Origin of the sequence: Azospirillum brasilense (genome assembly GCF_003349955.1) — a bacterium.
Taxonomy (GTDB): domain Bacteria; phylum Pseudomonadota; class Alphaproteobacteria; order Azospirillales; family Azospirillaceae; genus Azospirillum; species Azospirillum brasilense_B.
On the sequence record NZ_QLKQ01000162.1, the window covers coordinates 1 to 2430 of the forward strand.

The 2430-nt window shown below is 69.2% G+C and carries 2 protein-coding genes; one reads left to right on the forward strand and one right to left on the reverse strand.

All coding sequences use genetic code 11. The features are described from left to right. On the reverse strand, window positions 1-865 hold an 865-nt coding region (locus DXK32_RS31825), incomplete at its 3' end, for a protein phosphatase CheZ (protein WP_114862147.1). 458 nt (window positions 866-1323) lie between these two features. On the opposite strand from DXK32_RS31825, the gene DXK32_RS31830 reads away from it, so the two are divergent. Continuing rightward, on the forward strand, window positions 1324-2373 hold the full coding sequence (locus DXK32_RS31830; protein WP_348981615.1) for a Do family serine endopeptidase: 1050 nt from the start codon (window positions 1324-1326) through the stop codon (window positions 2371-2373). The last annotated feature ends 57 nt before the right edge of the window (window positions 2374-2430 follow it).

Sequence of the window (2430 nt, forward strand, 5' to 3'; positions counted from 1 at the left end):
GGGGCGGTGGAGGAGGCGGTGCGGGCGTTTCGGCCGGCTCGACCCGTTCCAGCACTTGGGGGATCTGGGTGGCCAGCGTGTCGAACAGGGCGTCGATGTCGTCCTGGCTGACCTCCGGCCCGCCGAGCTGCGGGCCGTTCAGCAGATGCGCGTCGGGCCGGGTGTCGCCCAGCTTGCGGTGGGACGTCCCCTCGCCCATCGACTCGGTTTCCGAGGCGGTGGCGATGCGGTCGACGCCCCAGATCTCGATCATCGTGTTCACGCGCTGCTCGATGTAGCGCAGCGTGTTGACCACCTTGGTGGTGCGCTGACCGGTGATGTCCTGGAAGGCGCAGGCGGTCATGATCTCGATGCTCCAGGCATCGATGGCGTCGACCATCTCGGCGATGTCGGGATCGGTGCGCGGGATGCCCTGGGTGATCTCCTGGATCTTCTCGGTGGCGTTCAGGATGTCGGTGGTCGCCCGCTCGGTCGCCGCGACGATCTCGTCCAGCTCGCCGGTCGCCGCCTCGATGCGGTTCGACCCGGTGTCGGCGGGGCGCAGCGCCGCGATGTCGCTGCGCGTCTCGCGCACCACCTGGGTGATCGACATCAGCTCCTGCTGAAGCTGCAGATTGTCCCCCAGGCCGCTTCCCAAGCCGCCGGCCGGCGCCAGACGGGGCAGGACGCCGGGATCCACCCCGCGCAGCCGGTTGATCTGCTGCTCCAGCGCGCTGGTCAGTCGATGGAACTCGTCCACCGCGACCACGCGGGATCGTCGGTCGCGCATGCGCAGGAACGCGCGGCCGCGCGCGGTCTGCGACAGCGCCTCCTCCATCTGGAGGTAATCATGCTCGGTCAGTTCCATCAGAGGAACGTCGCTCATCGTCGTCACCGTCGGCGGGCCGCTGTTGAGTATCCGCCATGGAGGAAAGCACGTCTTAGGAAAACTGAGGTTACACCCGGCATGGCCTGGATTTCAGGCAAATCCTTCGCAACATGTCCTCGCAGATCCCGCTGAACAAAGTCTTAATGAAGTCATGGACGGCGCGCGATGACCCACCCCCTCGTCATGCAACCAATCATGGAAACTGATCGCCGGGGCGGAGCCCGGAAAGACGGCGGTCGGCGGTATGGAGGATTCACCCGTCGCCGCCCTCGCCCTATACTCCATCCCCCGGCGCTGGCCGGGCGGTGGGGCAAAGGGTGCGCAGGCTTGACCCAATGGCGCCGTTCGCCCACATCAGCGGCGCCAACGCGGTGCGGAACAACTGGAATAGGGACAAGATGCCGATGAGGAGAACGCTTCGGTTCGCGGCGCTACGGTTCGCAGGGGCGGCGTGCGTGGCCGGGCTTTTGGGGATCGGCGTTCCGGGCGCGGGTCCGGCCCCCGCCGCCGCGGCCCTGCCCGCCGGGGTCACCGGGGTGACGACCATCGCGCCGATGCTGGAGCAGGTGACCCCCGCCGTCGTCAACATCGCCGTGCTGTCGCGGGCGCCGCAGGCCGAGAACCCGCTGCTGCGCGACCCCTTCTTCCGCCGTTTCTTCAACGTCCCCGAGCAGCAGGCCCGCCCGCAGGTCAGCGCCGGGTCGGGCGTGATCGTGGACGCGCGGCGCGGCTACGTCATCACCAACGCCCATGTGGTGGAGAACGCGCAGGAGATCGCCGTCACTCTGAAGGACCGCCGCCGCCTGCGCGCCAAGCTGGTCGGGCGGGACGCGGCGACCGACATCGCGCTGCTGAAGATCGAGGCGGAGAAGCTGACCGCCCTGCCCTGGGGCGATTCGGACCAGCTCAAGGTCGGCGACTTCCTGGTCGCCATCGGCAACCCCTTCGGGCTGGGCCAGACGGTGACCTCCGGCATCGTCTCGGCGCTCGGCCGCAGCGGGCTGAAGATCGAGGGGTACGAGGACTTCATCCAGACCGACGCCTCCATCAACCCCGGCAACTCCGGCGGCGCGCTGGTGAACTTCAACGGCGAGCTGGTCGGCATCAACACCGCGATCATCGGGCCGGCGGGCGGGTCGGTCGGCATCGGCTTCGCCGTCCCGGTCAGCATCGTCCGCTCGGTGATGGAGCAGCTGGTCGAGTATGGCGAGGTGCGGCGCGGCCGGCTGGGCGTCTCCATCCAGGACCTGACCCCCGATCTGGCCGACAGCATGAATCTGGCCGGCGACGCCGGGGCGGTCATCGCCCAAGTGGAGCGCGGGTCCGCCGCCGAGCGCGCCGGCTTCCGCAGCGGCGACGTGGTGACCGCGGTGAACGGCCGGCCGGTGCGCAGCGCCACCGACTTCCGCAACCGCATGGGTCTGGTGCGGGCCGGCACGCCGCTTCAGGTGACCGTCCTGCGCGGCGGCGGCGAACGGGTGCTGAACGTCCGCACGGCGAACTAGACCCGGTGGACCGGAACGGGATAACCATGGTCTGATGATCGGCCGCCCCTCCCCTCC